This window comes from Treponema sp. R6D11 (genome assembly GCF_054786075.1).
On the sequence record NZ_BDHD01001065.1, the window covers coordinates 1 to 397 of the forward strand.

At 42.1% G+C, this 397-nt stretch carries 1 protein-coding gene; it reads left to right on the plus strand.

The window, feature by feature from the left end:
• Nucleotides 1-397, plus strand: a 397-nt coding sequence (locus tag ACYVTD_RS17505) for a DNA ligase LigA-related protein (RefSeq protein ID WP_461248902.1), incomplete at both ends; no start/stop codon positions are given.

The following is a 397-nucleotide window of genomic DNA, read 5'->3' on the forward strand; positions in this document are numbered from 1 at the left end:
GTATTACAACAACGACGAACCGGAGATTACTGATAGCGAGTACGATTCATTAGTGCGTGAGTTGCGCGAGCTAGAAGAAAAACATCCGGAATATAAATCTGAGGAGTCTTTGACGGTTAAGGTTGGCGGTGCGGCTAGCAGCAAGTTCACAAAAGTTGAGCATGGGGTTCCGATGCTTAGTTTGAATGATGTCTTTGATTATGAAGCGGTGGAAAAATTTATTGATGATAACGCGGGGGAAGAATTTGTCGTAGAGCCAAAGATTGACGGGCTTTCGATATCTATAGAATATAATAACGGAAAAATCATCAGGGCGTCGACTCGAGGTGATGGAATTGTTGGTGAAGATGTTACTGAAAATGTATTGACGATTAAAAACATACCGCAGGAGATATCG